The sequence below is a fragment of the Rhodanobacter sp. OR92 genome (assembly GCF_000427545.1).
GTDB classification, from domain to species: Bacteria; Pseudomonadota; Gammaproteobacteria; order Xanthomonadales; family Rhodanobacteraceae; genus Rhodanobacter; species Rhodanobacter denitrificans.
Genome location: NZ_KE386556.1, coordinates 110,419 through 129,192, shown reverse-complemented (window position 1 = coordinate 129,192; position 18,774 = coordinate 110,419). Strand labels below are relative to the sequence as shown.

At 69.4% G+C, this 18,774-nt stretch carries 15 protein-coding genes; 5 read left to right on the top strand and 10 right to left on the bottom strand.

Annotated features, from left to right (window positions below):
* Positions 1–378 precede the first annotated feature (378 nt).
* The 5 genes from RHOOR92_RS0112375 to RHOOR92_RS0112355 form a co-directional block, all read right to left on the bottom strand.
* Positions 379–912: a hypothetical protein gene (locus RHOOR92_RS0112375; protein WP_007512327.1), complete on the bottom strand. Its 534-nt coding sequence runs from the start codon at positions 910–912 to the stop codon at positions 379–381.
* A 16-nt stretch (positions 913–928) separates the two neighbouring features.
* Positions 929–1,225, bottom strand: coding sequence for a LysM peptidoglycan-binding domain-containing protein (locus RHOOR92_RS0112370; RefSeq protein ID WP_007512329.1), 297 nt, complete (start codon positions 1,223–1,225; stop codon positions 929–931).
* A gap of 111 nt (positions 1,226–1,336) precedes the next feature.
* A complete protein-coding gene (locus tag RHOOR92_RS0112365) occupies positions 1,337–4,471 on the bottom strand; it encodes an efflux RND transporter permease subunit (RefSeq protein ID WP_027490358.1) in 3,135 nt (1,044 codons plus the stop codon).
* Positions 4,472–4,685: 214 nt separating this feature from the next.
* The gene (locus RHOOR92_RS0112360; protein WP_027490357.1) at positions 4,686–7,925 is read right to left on the bottom strand and encodes an efflux RND transporter permease subunit; all 3,240 of its coding nucleotides are present in this window, start codon (positions 7,923–7,925) and stop codon (positions 4,686–4,688) included.
* Between the two features lie 103 nt (positions 7,926–8,028).
* On the bottom strand, positions 8,029–9,270 hold the full coding sequence (locus RHOOR92_RS0112355) for an efflux RND transporter periplasmic adaptor subunit (protein WP_027490356.1): 1,242 nt from the start codon (positions 9,268–9,270) through the stop codon (positions 8,029–8,031).
* Positions 9,271–9,760: 490 nt separating this feature from the next.
* Between RHOOR92_RS0112355 and RHOOR92_RS0112350 the strand changes: the two genes are divergently transcribed.
* Complete coding sequence (locus tag RHOOR92_RS0112350) at positions 9,761–10,282, top strand: c-type cytochrome (protein WP_027490355.1); 522 nt, start codon at positions 9,761–9,763, stop codon at positions 10,280–10,282.
* Positions 10,283–10,475: 193 nt separating this feature from the next.
* Here RHOOR92_RS0112350 and RHOOR92_RS0112345 read toward each other — a convergent pair whose 3' ends face one another.
* Positions 10,476–11,069 (bottom strand): ACP phosphodiesterase, encoded by a 594-nt coding sequence (locus RHOOR92_RS0112345; RefSeq protein ID WP_027490354.1) that lies wholly within the window; start codon positions 11,067–11,069, stop codon positions 10,476–10,478.
* A gap of 48 nt (positions 11,070–11,117) precedes the next feature.
* On the opposite strand from RHOOR92_RS0112345, the gene RHOOR92_RS0112340 reads away from it, so the two are divergent.
* From RHOOR92_RS0112340 to RHOOR92_RS0112330, 3 genes are all read left to right on the top strand, one after another.
* Positions 11,118–11,807, top strand: coding sequence for an alpha/beta fold hydrolase (locus RHOOR92_RS0112340; protein ID WP_027490353.1), 690 nt, complete (start codon positions 11,118–11,120; stop codon positions 11,805–11,807).
* A 38-nt stretch (positions 11,808–11,845) separates the two neighbouring features.
* On the top strand, positions 11,846–12,961 hold the full coding sequence (zapE, locus tag RHOOR92_RS0112335) for a cell division protein ZapE (protein WP_027490352.1): 1,116 nt from the start codon (positions 11,846–11,848) through the stop codon (positions 12,959–12,961).
* Positions 12,962–13,045: 84 nt separating this feature from the next.
* Positions 13,046–14,851, top strand: coding sequence for a sensor domain-containing phosphodiesterase (locus tag RHOOR92_RS0112330; protein WP_027490351.1), 1,806 nt, complete (start codon positions 13,046–13,048; stop codon positions 14,849–14,851).
* A gap of 22 nt (positions 14,852–14,873) precedes the next feature.
* Here RHOOR92_RS0112330 and RHOOR92_RS0112325 read toward each other — a convergent pair whose 3' ends face one another.
* Entirely contained in the window at positions 14,874–15,407 is a 534-nt protein-coding gene (locus tag RHOOR92_RS0112325; RefSeq protein ID WP_015449064.1) for a hypothetical protein, read from the bottom strand.
* A 201-nt stretch (positions 15,408–15,608) separates the two neighbouring features.
* Positions 15,609–16,352, bottom strand: coding sequence for a 2,3-diphosphoglycerate-dependent phosphoglycerate mutase (gene gpmA, locus RHOOR92_RS0112320; RefSeq protein WP_007512349.1), 744 nt, complete (start codon positions 16,350–16,352; stop codon positions 15,609–15,611).
* A gap of 153 nt (positions 16,353–16,505) precedes the next feature.
* On the opposite strand from gpmA, the gene RHOOR92_RS0112315 reads away from it, so the two are divergent.
* Positions 16,506–17,177: a hypothetical protein gene (locus tag RHOOR92_RS0112315; RefSeq protein WP_007512351.1), complete on the top strand. Its 672-nt coding sequence runs from the start codon at positions 16,506–16,508 to the stop codon at positions 17,175–17,177.
* An 88-nt stretch (positions 17,178–17,265) separates the two neighbouring features.
* On the opposite strand, the gene hemF is transcribed toward RHOOR92_RS0112315, so the two are convergent.
* Both hemF and RHOOR92_RS0112300 read right to left on the bottom strand, forming a co-directional pair.
* Entirely contained in the window at positions 17,266–18,180 is a 915-nt protein-coding gene (gene hemF, locus RHOOR92_RS0112310) for an oxygen-dependent coproporphyrinogen oxidase (protein ID WP_027490350.1), read from the bottom strand.
* A gap of 122 nt (positions 18,181–18,302) precedes the next feature.
* Complete coding sequence (locus RHOOR92_RS0112300; RefSeq protein ID WP_015449068.1) at positions 18,303–18,743, bottom strand: hypothetical protein; 441 nt, start codon at positions 18,741–18,743, stop codon at positions 18,303–18,305.
* Positions 18,744–18,774: the final 31 nt, after the last annotated feature.

Here is an 18,774-nt window from a genome sequence, read left to right as displayed (position 1 = left end):
GATGCCGGTCAAGGTGATCCGCAGCGAAGAGCTGCGGCCTCATTGAAGCCCGGTGAGCCATTCGGCTACCTTCGCGCGCTGCTTGTGATCCGCAGCGAAGAGCTGCGGCCTCATTGAAGCTGGGCAGGTACGCCGCTCTCCATGACCTTCGGCTGCGCGTGATCCGCAGCGAAGAGCTGCGGCCTCACAGAATAAGCCAAGCAAGACTCTCACCCAACCGGATAACGCCATTCCGCGCCAGCTACGCGGTTATGGTCGAGCAGTTCTCCCGCACACGGGCGGACCGCGGTTCCAGGCAGACGCGGCGTATATGCGCTAGTGCGTGAGTAAAGCGCGGCGGGGTCGCGCTTTACTCACGCCTCTGTGCCTTCTCGCAACTTATTTGACCGTGAAATCCTTGCTGGCGACCTGCTTGCCGTCCAGCGAGATGTCCACCTTGTAGTTGCCGGCCGGGAAACCGTCGGGCTTGCTGATCATGAAGGCGGTGGTCTCCGGACCCATCGCATTGAGCGTCTTGCTGTCCTCGTGCACCACCTGGCCATCCTGGTAGGTCCATTTCGCCGCCAGCGTGGCGGTACCGCTGCCGCCGGTGTCGACCGAGGCGTAGATGGTGTCCTTCGGCGCGAAGCTGGTGCCGCTGGCGAGGATCTTGTGGTTGGCGTCGACCGTGGAGCCCAGCTCCACCGCGCCGACCGTGACGGCCAATGGCGCACCGTTGTTCATCGCCATCGGTGCGGTGGCGGCCGGCGCAGGCGCCGGTGGGGTGGCGGGCGTCATGGCCGTTGCCGCCGGAGGCGGTGCCGTGGACGGCGCCGGCGCCGCCGATTCGTTGTCTTTCTTGCCGCAGGCGCCCAGCACCACCGTCGCGGCCAGCAATGCGGCAAGGATCAAGGGTTGGCGAGTCATCTTCATGGAGGTACCTCCTGCTTCAGGATTTGGCGGGAATCTTCAGGACCTGGCCGACCCTGATCCGGTCCGGATCGGAAAGCTGGTCGCGGTTGGCGTCGAAGACCGCCTTCCATGCATTCGCGTCGCCGTAGAAGTGTTTCGCGATCTTCGTCAGGTTGTCGCCGGCCACCACGGTATAGGTGGCGGGTCGGTCGGCGGTGGAGCCGACCTGCGACTGCACGTTGCCGAAATCCGCCTTGGGTGGCGCATCCGGCGCGGTGGATTTCACCCCACCCTGCACATTGGAAAAATCCGCCCTGGGGGTCTCGTTGCCCATCGCACGCAACTCCGTCCGGAACAGGAAGTTCGTGATAACCGCCTCGCGGTTAACGGCCTGTGAGCGTTCTGGCGTAGCGTTCAGCCGGATCTCGTGCGGCAGGCATCCGGATCAGCCGATACCCGGGCGGACCACCATGGGCTTGCGCCCCTGCCGCCGCGCCCACCACGTTTTGCGCCGCTCGGCGAGGCACGAGAACACCACGTACAGCGCCGGGGTGCTGAGCAAGGTGAGGCTTTGCGAGATCAGCAGGCCGCCGATCAGGGCGATGCCGAGCGGGCGGCGCAGTTCGCTGCCTTCGCCCAGGCCGATCGCGATCGGCAGCGCGGCGAGGATGGCGACCATGGTGGTCATCATGATCGGGCGGAAGCGCACCGTGCAGGCTTCACGTGCGGCTTCCAGCGGGCTCTTGCCGTGTTCGCGCTGGGCGACCAGGGCGAAGTCGATCATCATGATCGCGTTCTTCTTGACGATGCCGATCAACAGCACCAGCGCGATCTGCGCCACCACCGACAGCTCGGTGCCGGTGATCCACAGCGCCAGCAGCGCGCCCACGCCGGCGGCCGGCAGGGTGGACAGGATGGTGATTGGGTGGATCAGGTTCTCGTACAGCATGCCGAGCACGATGTAGACGGTGAGCACGGCGGCCAGGATCAGCCAGCCCATGCCGCTCTGCGACTGCTGGAAGCGGCGGAAGTCGTTGCCCATCTGCACGCGGATGTCGCCGGGCATGCGCATGTTCTTCACGGTGGCCTGGATCACCGCCATCGCCTCGCCCATGCTCACGCCGGGCGCGAGGTTGAAGCTCAGGTCCATCGTGGTGTACTGGTTTTCGTGGGTGATCTGCGAGGGCGCCAGCCCCGGCTGCTGCTTCGCGAACGCGGTGATCGGGATCATTTTCCCGCTGCCGGAGCGCACGTAGATGCGGTTGAGCGCCTCCGGCGTGGCGGTCTGTTCGGGCAGCGCGTTGACCACCACCTGGTACTGGTTGATGTCCGAGTAGATGGTGGACACCTGGCGCTGGCCGAAGGCGTCGTACAGCGCGCCGTCGATGGCGCCGATCGACACGCCCAGGCGCGCGGCCTTGTCGCGGTCGATCACGATGTTCTGGCGCAGGCCGGCCTCGTCGACGTCGGTGCCGACGTCGCGCAGCTTGGGGTTCTTCTTCAGCTCGGTCTGCAGTTTCGGCAGCCACTGCTGCAGGCTGGCCAGGTCGTTGCCCTGCAGCGAGACCTGGTACTGCGCGCCCTGGCTGGTGCCGCCGCCACCGCCGCTGGGCAGGTCCTGCACCGGGCGCAGGCGCAGGTTGAGGTCGGGGTAGTTCGCGGCCTTCGCGCTGAGCCGCGCGAGCACCGCGAAGGTGTCGTCCTGGCGGCCTTCGGCGCGGGTCTTCAGGTCGATGTTGAACGAGCCGCTGGTGCCCTGCCGGCTGCTGCCCAGGCGCGAACCCACGGCGGCCACGTCGGGGTCGGCCATCAGCATCGCGGTGAGCCGCTCCAGCCGCTGCCGGCTTTCGCCGAACGAGACGGTAGCACTGGAACTGGCGCGGCCCCAGATCAGGCCGGTGTCCTGCGCGGGGAACAGGCCAGCCTTGACCACACCGAACAGGTAGAAGGTGGCCACGATCAGCGCCAGCGGGGTCAGCGAGAACGCCAGCGCGTGGCGCAACGAGAAATTCAGCGCGCGGGTGTAGACCCGCAGCATGCCGGTGTGGAACCCGTCCAGCGCGCGGGCCAGCCGCGACGGCGGCGCCGCTTGCTCCGCCGCATGCCCGCCGAGGAAGCGCCCGCACAGCGCCGGGGTCAGGGTCAGCGAGACCAGCGCGGAGACCACGATCGCCGCCACCAGGGTCACCGCGAACTCGTGCATGAACATGCCGGTGACGCCGCCGGCGAACAGCAGCGGGATGAACACCGCGATCAGCGAGGCGGTGATCGAGACGATGGTGAAGCCGATCTCGCGCGCGCCGGCCAGGGTCGCCTGCAGGCGCGTCATGCCCGCGTCCAGATGGCGGATGATGTTCTCGATCACCACGATGGCGTCGTCGACCACGAAGCCGATCGCGATCACCAGCGCCAGCAGGGTGAGGTTGTTCAGCGTGTAGTCGAGGATGTACATCACCACGAACGCGCCGGCCAGCGACAGCGGCACCGCCGCCGCGGCGATCAGGGTGGGTGCCAGCCGGCGCAGGAACAGCGCCATCACCACGATCACCATCGCCAGCGAGATCAGCAGCGTGGCCTGCACCTCGTGCAGCGAGGCGCGGATGGTCGGGGTGCCGTCGAAGAACGGAGTCAGCGCGGTGGCCGGCGGCAGGTAGCCGCGCAGCGCCGGCAGCTGCTGCTTGACCAGGTCGACGGTGGCGATGATGTTCGCGTCGGCCTTCTTGTAGACGTACATCAGCACGGCCGGCTTGCCGTGGAACCAGGCGGCCTGGTAGGCGTCCTGCTGGCCGGCGTAGACCTTGGCCACGTCGGACAACCGCACCGGCGTGCCGTTGCGGCTGGCCACCACCAGCCGGGCGAAGTCCTCGGCGCTGTGCAGCTGGGTGGTGGCGCTGATCGCCATGGTGGTCTTGCCGTTGGACAGGAAGCCCTCCGGCGAAGTCAGGTTGGCCGCGCTCAGCGCGTTGCGCAGCTGGTCGGGCGACAGCCCCATCGCGTTCAGCGCGCGCAGGTTCACGTCGACGCGGATCGCCGGTGTGGCAGCGCCGGCGATCTCCACCGACGACACGCCCGGCAGCTGGCGCAGCCGCTGCGCCAGCAGGGTGTCGGACAGGTTGTACAGGTCGGCCGCCGACTGCGTGTCCGAGGTCAGCGCCAGCGCGATGATCGGGTCGTCGTTCGGGTTCGCCTTCTGGTAGCTGGGCGCGCCGCTGAGACCGTTGGGCAGGTCCGGCGCCGCCGCGTTGATCGCCGCCTGCACGTCGCGCGCGGCAGCGTCCAGGTCGGTACCGGTGCGGAACATCATGAAGACGAAGGTGCGCCCTTCGGAGCTGGACGAGCGCATCATCTCGATGCCCGGCACCTGGCCCAGGTGCCGTTCCAGCGGCGCGGCCACGGTCGACGCCATCGTGCTGGCGTCCGCGCCGGCCTGGCTGGCCTGCACGAAGATCGCCGGGAACTGCATGTTCGGCAGCGCCGCCACGCCGAGCAGGAAGTAGCCGATCATGCCGCCCACGAACAGGCCGATCGCCAGCAGCGAGGTGCCGATCGGGCGACGGATGAAGGTGCCGGAGAGGTTCATGCGATCGACGAAAGCGGGGATGGGCGAAGCGGGCTGATCATCCCATCCTCAACGCGCGGGCCACGAAAAGGTTGATCGCGCGGCGGCGCGAAGAGCGACCCCACCCCGACCCTCCCCTGCGAGCAGGGGAGGGAGCAAAGCACGGCTCCTCCCCCTGCACAGCAGGGGGAGGTTGGGAGGGGGTGCTTCTGGCCGGGACGTCGGGCGCTGCCAGTCACGCCGCGTTGCTGGCCTGGGCCTGGGCCAGCGCGCGCCGCTCGCGGCGTTCGGCCAGCCAGTCGGAGAAACGCTCCATGTACAGGTAGATCACCGGCGTGGTGTACAGCGTGACCAGCTGCGACAGCAGCAGGCCGCCCACGATCGACACGCCCAGCGGCCGGCGCAGCTCGGCGCCGATGCCGTTGCCCAGCGCCAGCGGCAACGCGCCGAGCATGGCCGCGGCGGTGGTCATCATGATCGGGCGGAAGCGCAGCAGGCAGGCGCGGCGGATCGCCTCGCGCGCGTTGAGGCCGGTGCGGCGCGCCTCGATCGCGAAGTCGATCATCATGATCGCGTTCTTCTTCACGATGCCGATCAACAGCACGATGCCGACGATGCCATCCACCGACAGGCTCATGCCGCACAGGATCAGCGCCAGCAGCGCGCCGACGCCGGCTGGGGGCAGCGTGGAGATGATCGTCAGCGGGTGGATGTAGCTCTCGTACAGCACGCCCAGCACGATGTAGATCACCACGATCGCAGCCAGCAGCAACAGTACTTCGTCGCCCAGCGAGGAGGTGAACTCGGCCGCCTTGCCGACGAACTCGCCGCGGATCTGCGGCGGGAAGTTCAGCTGCGCCTCGACCTGGTGGATCGCCGCCACCGCATCGGACAGCGAGTAGCCCGGCGCCACGTTGAACGCCAGCGTCACCGCCGGCAGCTGCTGCTGGTGGCTGACCACCAGCGGCGCGCTGGTGATCTGCGCGCTGACCAGCGAGGACAGCGGGATGCTGCCGCCGGCGCCGATCTCGAAGCCGATGTTGCCGGTGTTGCCGATGCCCGAGGGCGTGGCCGAGTTGCTTGACTTCAGCTGGCCGAAGCTGGTCGCGTTCGAGCCGGTGAGCGCGCCGTTGCCGTTGCCGCGCACGGTGAGCTTGGTCAGCAGGTCGTCGCTGCTGCGGAACTCCGGCGCCACCTCCAGCACCACGCGGTACTGGTTCAACTGGGTGAAGATGGTGGAGATCTGGCGCTGGCCGAACGCGTCGTACAAGGTGTCGTCGATGGTCTGCACCGGCACGCCGAGGCGGCTGGCCTTCTCGCGGTCGATGGTCAGCTTGAGCGCGTTGCCGTTGTCGGCCAGGTTGTTGTCCACGTCGGCCAGCTCCGGCCGCTGGCGCATCGCCTGGGTCATCTGGCTGGCGTAGCCGGCCAGCTCCGACGACTTCACCGCAGACAGCGAATACTGGTATTCGGTGGCGGCCACGCGGCTGTCCAGGGTCACGTCCTGCACCGGCTTCAGGTACAGCGCCACGCCGGGAATGCCGGCGACCGCGTGCTGCAGCCGCGGCAGCAGCGCATCCAGGCCGGCGCGGTCGCCGCGGTCCTTCAACACGATCGAGAGCTGGCCCTGGTTGAGCGTGGGGTTGATGGTGCCGGCGCCGATGAAGGCGGCCACACCGGCCACCGCCGGGTCCTTGCGCAGCGCCTCGGCGACCGCCTTGGTGCGGTCCTCCATCTGCGGGAACGCGATGTTGTCGTCGGCCTGCACCACGCCGGTGATCAGGCCGGTGTCCTGCTCGGGCAGCAGGCCCTTGGGGATCACGATGTACAGGAACACGGTGAGCACCACCGCGGCGCCGGCCACCAGCATGGTCAGGCGCTGGTGGTCGAGCACCCAGTCCAGCGAGCTTTCGTACAGGCTGACCGTGCGCGACCACACCGTGCGCTTGCCGGCCGCCGCGTGCCGCTCGTGCGCGTCGTCGCCCTCCGGCAGCTGGTCGGGCTTGAGCAGGTAGGCGCACATCATCGGGGTCAGGGTCAGCGACACCAGCATCGAGATGGTCACCGCGATGGTCAGCACCCAGGCGAATTCGTGGAACAGCCGGCCGGTGACGCCGGGCATCAGCAGCAGCGGCAGGAACACCGCCACCAGCGACACGGTCAGCGACAGCACGGTGAAGCCGATCTCCTTCGCGCCGACCTCGGCCGCCTCCTTGCCGTCCTTGCCCTGCTCGATGTAGCGCACGATGTTCTCGATCATCACGATCGCATCGTCCACCACGAAGCCGGTGGCCACGGTCAGTGCCATCAGCGAGAGGTTGTCCAGCGACATGCCGGTGAACGCCATCACGCCGAACGTGCCCATCAGCGACAGCGGCACCGCCACCGACGGGATGATGGTGGCCCACAGCCGGCGCAGGAACACGAAGATCACGCCGATCACCAGGAACACGGTGAGGATCAGGGTGAACTCCACGTCGTGCACCGAGGCGCGGATAGTCACCGTGCGGTCGGCGAACACGTCCAGGTGCACGTCGGCCGGCAGCGCCGCGCGCAGCTCGGGCAGCACGCGGCGGATCTGCTCCACCGTCTGCACGATGTTCGCGCCGGGCTGGCGGCGCACGTCCAGCAGCACCGCCGGCTGGCCGTTCGCCCATGCGGCGAGCTGGTCGTTCTCCACGCCGTCGACCACGTTCGCCACGTCGGACAGGCGCACCGGCGAGTTGTTCTTGTAGCTGATGATGGTGTTCTTGTACTCGGCCGCGTCGCTCAGCTGGTCGTTGGTGCCGATCGAGTAGCTCTGCGTCTTGCCGTTCAGCGTGCCCTTGGGCGCGTTGACGTTGGCCTGGGTCAACGCACTGCGCACGTCTTCCATGGTCAGGCCGAGGTTGGACAGTTGCGCCGGGTTCACCTGCACGCGCACCGCGGGGCGCACGTTGCCGGCGATCGAGACCAGGCCCACGCCCTGCACCTGCGACAGCTTCTGCGCGATGATCGAATCGGCCAGGTCGTTCACCTCGCGCAGCTGGCGGCTGTCGGAAGTGAGTTTCAGGGTGAGGATCGGCGCGTCGGCCGGGTTGACCCGGTTGTACACCGGCGGGTACGGCAGGTTGCCCGGCAGCGTGCCCTTGGCCTGGTTGATCGCCGCCTGCACGTCCTGCGCGGCGATGTCGATGTCGCGGTCCATCGAGAACTGCAGGATGATCGTGGACAGCCCGGCGGAGGAATCCGAGCTCATCATGGTGAGTCCGGAGATCTGCCCCAGGTTGCGCTCCAGCGGCGTGGTGATCAGCGCCGCCATGGTGCTGGCGCTGGCGCCCGGGTACTGCGTGCTGACCACCAGGCTGGGCGCCTCGATCTCCGGCAAGGCGGACACCGGCAGCTGGCGGTAGCCGAGAATGCCGAGCAGCAGCACCGCCACCATCAGCAGCGAGGTGGCGATCGGGCGGCTAATGAAGAGGGTCGAGAATCCCATGGCTATCCGTGACGTGTAAGTGCGGTTTCCGCCGCGATCATGGCCGGGACGCGGCCGGGTTCACGCGGCCGCGTTGGTGTGGCGGCGATCGGCACGCGGCCGCTCAGCCGCGACGGCGACCGCCACCCTTGCTGTTCTGCTTGGCCTTCTCCAGTTCGGCCGCGGTCGGCGCTGCCGGCACCTCGCCGGGCTTCAGCGCGTTGACCTTGCTGCCCGGCTTCAGCCGGAACTGGCCCTCGGTGACCACCCGCTCGCCGGCCTGGAGGCCATTGCCGATCATCACGTGGCTGTCGCCCACTTCGCCGGCCACCGTCACCGGCCGCATCTTGACCGTACTGTCGGCCTGCACCTGGTAGACGTAGTCGCCGTCCGGCCCGCGCTGCACCGCCTGCGCCGGGATCACCAGACCGCCGTCGACGGTGTTCACCAGCAGCCGCACGTTGACGAACTGGCCCGGCCACAGCTCGTTGTTCGCGTTCGGGAACTCCGACTTCAGGCGGAACGTGCCGGTGCTGGTGTCGATCTGGTTGTCGACCACCTTGAGCACGCCGCCGTTGGCGATCGGGTGCGCGTCGGTGCGGTCCAGCGCGGTCACCTGCAGCCCGGTGCCGTCCTTCGCGGCGGCGCGGCGCACCATGTCGAGGTTCTGCTCGGGCAGGGTGAACATCACGTTGATCGGGTGCAGCTGGGTCAGCGTGACGATCGCGCTGGCGGTGGTGACCACGTTGCCGGGGTCGACCGCGCGGATGCCGGCAAGGCCGTCGATCGGCGACAGCACGCGGGTGTAGTTCAGCTGCACCTGGCTGTCGCGCACGTTGGCCGCGTCGGCGGCCACTGCAGCCTCGTACTGCGCGGCGGTGTTGCGCAAGGTGTCCAGATCCTGCCTGGAAATGTAGCCCTTGGCGGCCAGATCCTGGCTGCGCGTCAGGTTGCTCTTGGCCGTCTCCAGCAGCGCCTGGTCCTGGCGCTGCTTCGCCGCAGCCTGGTCGTAGGCGGCCTGGTAGGTGCGCGGGTCGATCTGCGCCAGCAGCTGGCCCTTCTTCACCGGTTGGCCTTCGGTGAACTCCAGGCTGAGCAGCTGGCCGCCCACCTGCGGGTTCACGGTGACCGTGTTGAGCGCCTGCACCGTGCCGAGCGCGGTCAGGTAGACCGGCACGTTCTGCTTGACCACCGGCACCACGGTGACCGGCACCGGCGGCGTCTCGTCCTTGCCGTCCTTGTTCTTGGCGGCAGCCGACGCCGGCGCGGAACCGGCCGGGACCGGCTTGTGCAGCAGGCGAAAGCCCACCGCGGCCACCACGATCACGGCAACGACGATCAACGCGATCTTCCAAAAACGCGACATGTAAAACTCCTGGATTGAACGGTGCGGCACCACCGGCACGCGGCGCGCCGCACGCCTCTGCGAAACCACGGACACGCGCCGGGCCATGCCGGCATGTAGCTCAAGGTAGGGCAAGCATAGGGGCAGTTGAACGAACTTGAACAATGCCGGTTGACAGGGGTGCGGCATGACCGATGGCAGGGGCGACGCCCGCCGCACGGCCATTCGCAGGCGCCGGACGGGCGGCCGCGACCACCCTTCCGTCGCCACAGGTCGCCACGGGGGGCCTGAAACTTGTCACGCGCTTCGTTTATAATCGCCGACTGGTTGCCTGCCCTGCCCCGAACCGGGCGCGGACGGCAAGCACGATCCGCGCCGTGCACTCACTCGCGGCGAGCCATGCCGGGGCGCCTGCATCGGACCGGTGCGACAGCAACAGACTATCCAGGCAGGTCGGAGCCATCGTGGCGTTCCGCCGCCCTCTGACAGGAGTACGTGCGTGAGCGGTTCCATGAGCAAATCCGACCAGAGCGTCTTGCGCCAGTTTTCGATCATGATCGGCGGCCTGGTCGTGCTGACCGTGGTGCTGATCCTCGCGGCGCTGGCGATCCACGAGCACGAGCCGAAGGAAACCAACCCGAACCAGCCGGCCCGCGTTGCCGCGCGGCTCGCGCCGGACGGCGCCGTCTACGCCGGCAACACCGGCCGCGCCGCCATGCAGGCCGCCGCCGACGCCGCCGCCAAGGCGGCCGCCTCGCAGGTCGCCTACGGCGGCACCACCGACGGCAAGGCGATCTACGACCACCTGTGCACCAGCTGCCACGCCTCCGGCGTCGCCGGCGCGCCGAAGACCGGCGACAAGGCCATGTGGGGTCCGCGCCTGGCGCAGGGCATCGACACCCTGGTCAAGCACGCGATCGAGGGCTACCACGGCCCGGACGGCAATTTCATGCCGCCCAAGGGCGGCAACCCGGCGCTCACCACCGAACAGATGACCAACGCCGTGCACTGGCTGACCGATCAGGCGAAGTAACTTCGCCTGATCCAACAAGCTTTCGCCAAACGCCGCCCTCCAGGCGGCGTTTTCGTTTGCCCCCTCTCCCCTCGGGAGAGGGTTGGGGAGAGGGTACGGGGCTCCGCCCGCTCCACCAAAACAAAAACCAAAGCCACCCTGGGCAGCGTTTTCGTTTTCCCCTTCCCTGGCTTCGCGCGGGAAGGAGGCAAACTCACTCCGCATGCTCCTCGACCCACGCCCGCGCGAACTCCCGCAGCTCCGGAAAGAACGCCTTGAAGCGCCCCTGCAGTTCCGCTTCCCGCCGCTGCAGTACCGGCAACGCCGAGGCCAGCGGGTTGGCGCGGCTCAGGCGCTGCCCGATGCCGCCCAGCGCGTCGCCGAACACGGCGTCGTCGGTGTACGCCGCCGGCAGGCCATGCGTCTCCATGTAGCCGCGGAAGCGCCGCAGCGCCGGCGGCAACAAGGCGTCCTGCCGCCACAGCAGCGCGCGCAGGGCCAGCGAATACTCCGCCAGCGGCTGCGCGCTCCACTGCGGAAAATCCCGCGCCAGGCAGCGGTCGAACCACATGTCCAGCAGGATCCCCGCGTAGCGGCGGTACGGCGGGGGCAGCAGCACCTTGGCCGCGAGCACCTCGGGATGGGCGTCGGTGTACGCATCGATCGCCCGGTGCAGGCGAATCCCGGCGATCACCCGCGGCGGGAACAGGACCGCGTCCGGCGGGCCACGCACGAAATCGCCCAGCATCCCGCCCAGCTGCAGGGCTTCGTCGTCGCCGGCCAGCAGCGCGTGCGCCAGGTGGTTCATCGGCGCCGCCCGCGGCAACCGATGCGTCCGGCGGTTATCATCACGGGCATGACTCCCACCGAGCTCTCCACCGCACCTGCCGGCTTTCCGGATGTGGCCGCCAGTTTCATGCTCGACGGCCCCGCCGGCAAGCTGGAGGCGATCAGCGACGTCGCCGAAGCGGCCTGCGCGCGCCGCGGCGTGGCGGTGATCTGCCACCCGCTCACGATCGAGGGCGGCAGCATGCACAACAAGGTGGTGACGATGGCCGAGCGCGCGCTGCGCGAATCCGGGCTGGACACCGTGCGCTTCAACTTCCGCGGCGCCGGCGAGTCGCAGGGCGACTACAACAAGGGCCGCGGCGAAGGCGACGACCTGGCCGCGGTGGTGGCCTGGGTGCGTCGCATGCGCCCGGACGACGCGCTGTGGCTGGCCGGCTTCTCGTTCGGCAGTTACGTGAGCATCGCCAACGCGGTGCGCCTGCACGCCGACGCGCTGGTCAGCATCGCGCCACCGGTCGGGCGCTGGCCGTTCGACGCGGTCGAGTTGCCGCGCTGCCCATGGCTGATCGTGCAGGGCGAGGCCGACGAGATCGTCGAGCCGCAGGCGGTATTCGACTGGGTCGAGACGCTGGCACACCGGCCCGAGCTGGTGCGCATGCCCGAGACCAGCCACTTCTTCCACCGCCGGCTGATGGACCTGCGCGGCGCGATCAAGCATGCGGTGCACGGCTGGTTGCCGCCGAAGCGGCATGCCTGAGGCGCACCGGCCACTCCCTGCCAAGACCTGTCCGTCCCATGAGTGAACCCTCGCTGGCGCCCACGGCGCGCTATCTCGAAGGCGTCGCCGCGCACCGCTGGGAGTCCGACCCGACCCAGCTGGCGCTGCTGCCGGAATTCGACCGCATGCATGCGGCACTGTGCGCCGAACCGTCGAACGGCAACGGCCTGCTCGGCCGGCTGAAATCGCTGCTCGGCAACGAGCCGCCGGCGGCCGTGCCGGGGTTGTACCTGTGGGGCACGGTGGGCCGCGGCAAGACCTTCCTGATGGACCTGTTCGCCGCCAGCCTGCCGCACGGCGTGGTGCTGCGCCGGCACTTCCACCGCTTCATGGGTGAGGTGCACGAGCACCTGCGCGCGCTGGGCGAGCGGCAGAGCCCGCTGGTCGAGGTGGCCGCCGGCCTCGCCGCGCGCTGCCGCGTGCTGTGCCTGGACGAGTTCCTGGTCAACGACATCGGCGACGCGATGATCCTCTCGGGCCTGCTCGACGCGCTGTTCGCGCGCGGCGTGACCCTGGTCACCACCTCGAACACCGCGCCGGCCAACCTGTACAAGGGCGGCCTGCAGCGCGCCCGCTTCCTGCCCGCGATCGCGCTGATCGAGCAACATTGCCACGTGGTCGAGATGGCCTCCGCGCACGACTGGCGCCTGCGCGCGCTGACCCAGGCGCCGGTCTACCTCACCCCGCCCGGCGCCGAGGCGCATCGCGCGCTGGAGCGCATCTTCGCCAGCCAGGCCCGCGGCGCCGTGCAGGAAAACGGCAACCTGCACGTCAACGGTCGCGACATTCCGTTCGTCAAGCGCGACGACGAGATCGTCTGGTTCGAGTTCGCCGCGCTGTGCGAAGGCCCGCGCGCGGTGGCCGACTACATCGCGCTGGCCAAGGCCGGGCCGACGGTGATCGTCGCCAACGTCCCGCAATTCACCGTCTACAGCGAGGACGCGGCGAAGCGCTTCGTGCAATTGGTCGACGAGTTCTACGACCGCCACGTCAAGCTGGTGCTCACCGCCGCCGCGTCGATCACCGAGCTGTACGACGGCGAACGCCTGCGCGCCGAGTTCGGCCGCACCGAATCGCGCCTGATCGAGATGCAGAGCGAGGCCTACCTGGCGCTGGAGCATCGGCCCGAGTGATCTGCCACCGGCGCATTGCTCCCCCGCCACCGCCGCAGTAGCCTGCAACCGCTGGCAGCACGCTGTCGCGCACGGGAGGGGACGATGAAGATGACGCAGGGATCGCTCGCGGGTTCCCGCGCGGGCGCCGGCATCGCGTGGCCGGCCGGCGACGCCGAACCGCATGCCCTGCCCGGTTTCGACGCCGTGGCGCGGCTGGCAGCCACCACGCTGGGCACGCCGCTGGTGGCGCTGCTGCTGGCCGACGGCAGTGCGTTCTGGTACACCCCGCCCGGCCACGGCGACCCGATCCGCCTGGACGGCATGCTGCTGGCCGCCTGCCGGCAGGCCACGCGCCGCGGCGTCGCCGAGGTGGTGCCCGACGCGCGCGGCGACGCGCGTTTCCTGCCGGCCGACGCCGACCCGGCGCACGCCGCCATCGGCTTCTTCGCCTGCGAGCCGGTGTTCGCGCTGGACGGCCAGTTGCTGGGCGCGCTGTTTGCCGTGGACCGGCGCCCGCATCCCCCGCTCCACGCCGGCGAACGCAACGCGCTGCGCGACGCCGCCTCGTTGGCCGGCACCGGCGCGGCGCTGCGCCACTACCTGGACCGCACCGACCCGGCGACCGGGCTGCCGCACCGCAATGCGTTCTTCGCCGACCTGCACACGCACCTGCCGGGCGCGGACGACACCGCCTGGCTGCTCGCCGTCGAGGTGGCGCCGGTGGCGCGCTTCAACGCCTTCGTGCGGGCCATGGGGCACAGCTACGCCGACGCGCTGATGCACGCGGTGGCGGCGCGGGTGCAGGCGTGGATGACGCCGGGCATGCAGCTCTACCAGGTCGGCACGGCGCGCCTGGCACTGCTGCCCGCGCACCCGCACGACGAGCTGCTGCCGGCGCGCCTGGATGAATTCGTGGCCCTGCTGCGCGAGCCGATCGACTGCCTCGGCGTGCCGCTCACCCTGCAGCCCGGCGTGGGCCTGCTCAAGGTCGAGGCGCACGAACTGCGCGGCGGCGACCCGCTGCGGCGCGTGATGAACGCCGCCCACGTCGCCCAGGACAGCGTGCGCGGCTGGGCCGTGTACGACCGCACGCAGGACGAACGGCAGCGGCAGGATTTCTTCCTGGTCACCGAGCTGGCCGCCGCGCTGTCCGAGCGCGCCGAGCTGGAACTGCACTACCAGCCGCGCGTGCAGCTGGCCAGTGGTCGCTGCGTGGCGCTGGAGGCGCTGGCGCGCTGGCGCCACCCCACGCTCGGCGCGGTGCCGCCCGGCGTGTTCGTGCCGCTCGCCGAGCAGGCCGGGCTGATGCGTTCGCTGACCGACTGGGTGCTCGACCACGGCCTGGCGCAACTGGCCGCATGGTTGCGCGACGGGCTCGACGTGCAGCTGTCGCTGAACGTGTCCAGCGCCGACCTCGACGCCACCCTGGAGACGCGCCTGACCGCCGCGGCGCGGCGGCATGCGGTGCCGTTGGCGCGGCTGGAGCTGGAGTTCACCGAGAGCACCGCGATGCGCCACAGCGACGCCAACCGCTGCCACCTGGCCGCACTGCGCGAGGCCGGCGTGGGCATCGCCATCGACGATTTCGGCATCGGCTACAGCAACCTCGACGCGCTGCGCCAGATGCCGGCCAGCTGCGTGAAGATCGACAAGTCGCTGGTGTGCGGGCTCGACGCCAGCCGGCACGACGCGGCGGTGGTGCGCTCGATGGTGGCGCTGGCCCACGAACTGGGTTTCCGCGTGGTGATGGAAGGGGTGGAAACCGGGCGCGTACTGGAAGCCGTGCGCGGCATGGCTTGCGACGAAGTGCAGGGCTTCCACATCGCCCACCCGCTGCCGGCGGCGGACGTGGCCGGCTGGCTGCGCGAGCACGCGTCGCCGCCCCCGGCGGATCGCCTGCCCGGCTGAACGGCCGCGTCGCGGCAACCGCTCACGGCACGGCGTGGGCGCGCTGGAACCGGCGGTGATGGATCAGCAAACCGCTGAAGTAGGCGATGTAGTAGCCCACCAGCAGACCGACCACCAGCATGGTCAGCGGCGTGAGCGCATGGCCCATCGGCGGCATCGCGCCGGGGTCGGCTGGCACCTGCTGCATCGACGGCCACGCCACCAGCATCCGCCAGGCCAGCCGGCCCAGCAGCAGCGCGGTCAGCAGCGCGCCGATCCACGGGTTCGGCACGTAGCAGTCGCCCTTGACCGGATCGACCTCGAAGCGGGTCAGGCGCAGCCCGAGCAGGCCGATCGCGCCACCGATCAACACACCGCCGGCGAGGCCTTCGGCGAGTGCAAGCCGGTGCAGCCCGCTGAGCGCGAGCAGGCCGCCGATCAGCGCGAACATCACGATGCGGAACAGCATCCGCTTGCGCCGGATCGGCTGGCGGCCGAACTGCCGGCTGACCCGTCGCCACACCATCCAGGCGAGGATCGGCAACATGACGAGATAGTTGGTCAGATGTGCAGGCATGGCGCGGTCCATGGGAGAGCCGGTCGCCAGCTTAGTGCGGCCGCCCGGCGCGGGCGACTGACGTTTGTCACCCGTTGCCGCAGCGAATACCCGCAAGACAGACACCGTCCGCCGCCTCGGCCGCCACATGGCGGCGAACCGAAGGGCCGGCGCACACCGTCCGCCCCGCGTTGCCCTATGCCGCCCCGCACCGGTCGCTTGCTACTTCGCCTTGCCCTGGTTGGCCACCGCGGCCATCTTCGCCGCGATCGCCTCGGCGTCGCCGAGGTAGTAGTGCCTGAGCGGCTTGAGCTCGTCGTCGAACTCGTACACCAGCGGCACGCCGTTGGGAATGTTCAGCTCGACGATGGCCTGGTCGGAGATGCCGTCCAGGTACTTCACCAGCGCGCGCAGCGAATTGCCATGCGCGGCCACCAGCACGCGCTGGCCGGCCTTGATCGCCGGCGCCAGCACCTCATGCCAGTACGGCAACACGCGGGCCACGGTGTCCTTCAGACACTCGGTGTCGGGGATGTCCTTCGGGTCGAGCTTCGCGTAGCGCGGGTCGTGCACCGACTCGTTCGCGGCGCGCTCCAGCGGCGGCGGCGGGATGTCGTAGCTGCGCCGCCAGATCTTCACCTGCGCCTCGCCGTATTTCGCAGCGGTCTCGGCCTTGTTCAGGCCGGTGAGGCCGCCGTAGTGGCGCTCGTTGAGGCGCCAGTCGGTAAGCACCGGGATCCACATCAGGTCCATCGCGTCCTGCACGCCCCACAGCGTGCGCACCGCACGCTTGAGCACCGAGGTGTGCGCCACGTCAAAATGATAGCCGCCTTCGCGCAGCAGGCGGCCGGCCTCGCGCGCCTCGGCCATGCCCTGCTCGGTGAGGTCGACGTCGGCCCAGCCGCTGAAACGGTTGTCGAGGTTCCACTGCGATTGGCCGTGGCGGATCAGGACGAGCTTGTGCATGGGGGCGCCAACAATGAGATGTAAAGGCGAAATGGTGCCGGTCGACCCGGGCAGCGTCAAATGCAGCCCCTGCCACAGGTCATGGCCAACCCTTGGCCCGGTGGCTGCATCCTAGTGCGTATACCCATCCATTGAAGACTCAAGGAGACTGCCATGCGTCGCTTCCCGACGATCCTCATCCTCGCCGCGCTGGCGCTGGGCCTGGGCCTGCCGCCGCTGGCCAGCGCAGGCGACAACGACATCGACAAGGTCAACGGCTCGGTGCAGGTCGCGGCCGGCCAGCAGGTCGGCGACGTCAGCACGGTGAACGGGGCGGTGCACATCGCCGGCGGCGCCAGCGTGCACGAGGCCAGCACCGTCAACGGCGAGGTCGAGCTGGGCGACAAGGCGCAGGCGACCGAACTGGGCACGGTCAACGGCGCAATCAGCCTGGGTCGCGCCAGCCGGGTCAGCGGCAAGGTGAACGCGGTCAACGGCAGCATCCACCTGGCCCCGGGCGCCGAGATCGGCGGCCGGCTGGAGAACGTCAACGGCGCCATCGTGCTGGACGGCGCCCACGTCGCCGGCGGCGTCGGCACGGTCGGCGGCGACGTCACCATCGGCGCCGACTCGCGCGTCGAGGGCGGCATCCTGGTCGACAAGCCGAACAACGGCTGGTTCCACTGGGGCAGCGAGCGCAAGCCGGTGATCGTGATCGGCCCGCACGCGGTGGTGCAGGGCACCCTGGAGTTCCGCCGCGAGGTGGTGCTGAAAGTCAGCGACAGCGCGCAGATCGGCCCGGTGAAGGGCGCCACGCCGGAGCAGTTCAGCGGCGCCACGCCGTAACACCATACGTAGGAGCCCGCTGGCGGGCGATGCTCTTGCTCTGGATGCCCGACGCGAAAGCACAAGAGCATCGCCCGCCAGCGGGCTCCTACAACGGCGCCGCCAGCCAGTCGCGTGGTTGCAGGTACTCGGCCAGCTTCGCTTCGGCCGATCCGGCTTCCGGCTGGTACGCGTACTCGAAGCGCACGCGCGGCGGCAGGCTCATCAGGATCGACTCGGTGCGCCCGCCCGACTGCAGGCCGAACAGCGTGCCGCGGTCGTAGACCAGGTTGAACTCCACGTAGCGGCCGCGCCGGTACAGCTGGAACTCGCGCTCGCGCTCGCCGTACGGCGTGTCCCTGCGGCGCGCCACGATCGGCAGGTAGGCATCGAGGAAACCCTGGCCGACGTCGCGGGTGAACGCGAAGCAGCGCTCGAAGCCGCCCTCGTTCAGGTCGTCGTAGAACAGGCCGCCGACGCCGCGGGTCTCGTCGCGATGCTTCAGGTAGAAGTACTCGTCGCACCACTGCTTGTAGCGCGGATAGACGTCCGCGCCGTACGGCGCGCACAGCTCGTGCGCCACCGTGTGCCAATGCCGCACGTCATCGTCCACCGGATAGAACGGGGTGAGGTCGAAGCCGCCGCCGAACCACCACACCGGCTCCACGCCTTCCTTGCTGGCCTCGAAGTAGCGCACGTTGGCGTGGGTGGTCGGCACGTGCGGGTTGTTCGGGTGCAGCACCAGCGACACGCCGGTGGCGATGAAGCTGCCGCCGGCCAGCTCCGGCCGGTGCGCGGTGGCGCTGGGCGGCAGTTGATGACCGGACACGCGCGAGAAATTCACCCCGGCCTGCTCGAACACCGCGCCACCGCGCAGCACGCGGGTGCGCCCGCCGCCGCCCGCCTCGCGCGTCCACGCGTCCTCGGCGAAGCGCGCATCGCCGTCGGCCCGCTCGATCGCGCTGCAGATGCGGTCCTGCAGTTCGCGCAGGAAGGTTTCGGCCTGGTTGGCTTGCTCGCTCATCGTCTGGCTCATCGGTTCGGTGCGGCGAGCTTAGCAAGGCGACCGCGGCGGCGGCGCGACGTCGCGCGGAAACGACGACGGCCCCGCGTGCGGGGCCGTCGTCGTCGCGGATGGCCGCGGCATCAGCCGCCCGGCGAAGCCATCGGCATCGATTCGGCGCCGGCGGAAATCAGCTGCAGGTCCCGGCCGATGTCGCCACTGAGGTAGCGCATCCAGTTCATGTAGTTGGTATGGATCAGGCGCGTGCCGTCCTTCTTCACCTTGTACTTCAGGTTGGTGCTGTCGACGTAGCGGATCCTGACCTGGTGCGTGTCGAAGGCGACGTGGATCTTCGCCTGGTAATCGTTGCCGTTCAGCGCCGCGTCGATGCCGTCGGCATGCTCGGCGGTGACGACCCAGGTACGACCGATCAGCGCGCCCTTGACCGCCTTGCTCACCTGCACCGCGGTCAGGCCGGCGGGCACGTCGATCGGCGGCGGGTCGACCAGCGGCGTCTGGCGGAACGCCATGGTCAGCAACAGCATGGGCAGCAGCAACAGCAACAACAGTCGTGAACGCGACATCGTGTTTCCTCCCTGATAGGCCGGCAAAGCG

Coding starts and splice junctions, on each gene's coding strand:
- RHOOR92_RS0112360 (WP_027490357.1), bottom strand. CDS start 7,925: ATGGGATTCTCGACCCTCTTCATTAGCCGCCCGATCGCCACCTCGCTG.
- RHOOR92_RS0112365 (WP_027490358.1), bottom strand. CDS start 4,471: ATGAACCTCTCCGGCACCTTCATCCGTCGCCCGATCGGCACCTCGCTG.
- RHOOR92_RS0112340 (WP_027490353.1), top strand. CDS start 11,118: ATGACTCCCACCGAGCTCTCCACCGCACCTGCCGGCTTTCCGGATGTG.
- RHOOR92_RS0112315 (WP_007512351.1), top strand. CDS start 16,506: ATGCGTCGCTTCCCGACGATCCTCATCCTCGCCGCGCTGGCGCTGGGC.
- RHOOR92_RS0112375 (WP_007512327.1), bottom strand. CDS start 912: ATGAAGATGACTCGCCAACCCTTGATCCTTGCCGCATTGCTGGCCGCG.
- RHOOR92_RS0112300 (WP_015449068.1), bottom strand. CDS start 18,743: ATGTCGCGTTCACGACTGTTGTTGCTGTTGCTGCTGCCCATGCTGTTG.
- zapE (WP_027490352.1), top strand. CDS start 11,846: ATGAGTGAACCCTCGCTGGCGCCCACGGCGCGCTATCTCGAAGGCGTC.
- RHOOR92_RS0112325 (WP_015449064.1), bottom strand. CDS start 15,407: ATGCCTGCACATCTGACCAACTATCTCGTCATGTTGCCGATCCTCGCC.
- RHOOR92_RS0112350 (WP_027490355.1), top strand. CDS start 9,761: ATGAGCAAATCCGACCAGAGCGTCTTGCGCCAGTTTTCGATCATGATC.
- RHOOR92_RS0112330 (WP_027490351.1), top strand. CDS start 13,046: ATGAAGATGACGCAGGGATCGCTCGCGGGTTCCCGCGCGGGCGCCGGC.
- hemF (WP_027490350.1), bottom strand. CDS start 18,180: ATGAGCGAGCAAGCCAACCAGGCCGAAACCTTCCTGCGCGAACTGCAG.
- gpmA (WP_007512349.1), bottom strand. CDS start 16,352: ATGCACAAGCTCGTCCTGATCCGCCACGGCCAATCGCAGTGGAACCTC.
- RHOOR92_RS0112345 (WP_027490354.1), bottom strand. CDS start 11,069: ATGAACCACCTGGCGCACGCGCTGCTGGCCGGCGACGACGAAGCCCTG.
- RHOOR92_RS0112370 (WP_007512329.1), bottom strand. CDS start 1,225: ATGGGCAACGAGACCCCCAGGGCGGATTTTTCCAATGTGCAGGGTGGG.
- RHOOR92_RS0112355 (WP_027490356.1), bottom strand. CDS start 9,270: ATGTCGCGTTTTTGGAAGATCGCGTTGATCGTCGTTGCCGTGATCGTG.